The 1,540-nt window shown below is 73.4% G+C and carries 1 protein-coding gene; it reads right to left on the bottom strand.

Features of this window, described 5'->3' with window-relative positions; translation table 11 throughout:
* Nucleotides 1–1,540 (bottom strand): non-ribosomal peptide synthetase (locus ACWEQL_RS42385; protein WP_452156959.1); only part of this gene is annotated, 1,540 nt, incomplete at both ends.

The raw sequence follows: 1,540 nt of genomic DNA on the forward strand, positions 1-1,540 counted from the left end.
ACGTCACCGGTGCGGTACATCCTCAGCCCACCGCCCGCCGAACCGAACGGGCAGGCGACGAACCGCCCCGCGGTCAGCCCCGGCCGGTTCAGGTAGCCGCGTGCCAGGCCTGCGCCCGCGACGTACAGCTCACCCGGCACACCCGGCGGCACCGGCCGCAGCCGCTCGTCCAGCACGTACACCCGGGTGTTCACGACCGGGCGACCGATCGGCGGCACACCCGATCCGGGCACGAGCGGGTCGCTCATCGTCGCGGCCACCGTCGTCTCGGTGGGGCCGTACGCGTTGACCATCCGCCGCCCCGGTGCCCAGCGCGCCACCAGCTCCGGCGGGCAGGCCTCACCACCCACCACCAGGGTGGCGGCGGTGGGCGCGGCATCGCCCAGCGCGGCCAGCGCCGAGGGCGGCAGGATCACATGGGTGACACCGAGCGCATCGTCGGTCAGCGCCTCCAGCGGGGTCCCGGCCGGGGCCAGGACCAACGTGGCCCCGGTCAGCAGGGCCGCGCACAGGTCCCAGAACGACGCGTCGAAGCTGGGCGAGGCGAACTGGAGCACCCGGCTGCCGGGCCCGACCGCCAGTCGTTCGACCTGGGTGGCGACCAGGCTCGCCACACCACCGTGGTCGACCACCACGCCCTTGGGGCGGCCGGTCGAGCCCGAGGTGTAGATCACGTACGCCGGATGCCGGACGTCGAGCGGCACTGCCGGATCACTCGCCGGGAATCCCTCCGCCTCCCGCACGAGCGCGGGATCGTCGATCACCACGACCGGCGCGGCGTCCTCCAGCATGAGGTCGATCCGCGACTGCGGGTACGCCGGGTCCACCGGAAGGTACGCGGCCCCGGCCTTGAGCGTGCCCAGGACGGCGACCACCCATTCGACGGAACGCGGCAGGACCACCGCCACCACCTGCTCCGGCGCCACCCCGCGTGCCATCAGCAGGTGCGCGAACCGGTTCGCCATGGAATCGAGTCGGCGGTACGTCCATTCGGCTCCATCGGCGCCGACGAGCGCGACGGCCTCCGGCGCCTCGGTGACCTGCGCCGCGAACAGGGCCGGCACACCGTGGTCCGGAACGTCCCGTACGGTCTCGGCGGTCCCGGCCGACAGGGCACGGCGCTCCTCCTCGCCGAGCACCTCGATCGCGCCGATCGGCCGCTGCGGGTCGGCGGCGGCCGCGGTCAGCAGCCTGATCCAACGGCTGAACAGCTGCTCGACGGTGTGCCGGCCGAACAGGTCGGTGCTGTACTCGACCATGCCGGTCAGGCCCGCCGGGGCGCCGTCCGGCCCGCGGTTCTCCGAAAGGCTGAAAGTCAGGTCGAGCCGCGAGGTCCCCGTCGGCACCGCGAGTCCGGAGATCTCCAGCCCGGGCAGGGCGAAGTCTGCGCCCGGTGCGTTCTGCACGGCCAGCATGGTCTGGAACAGCGGGTGGTAGGCCAGCGAGCGGGACGGGTTCAGCACCTCCACCAGGTGCTCGAACGGCACGTCCTGGTGCCCGTACGCGGCCAACGCCGTCTCCCGCACCCGACCCAGCAGCT

This window comes from Kitasatospora sp. NPDC004240 (genome assembly GCF_053603215.1).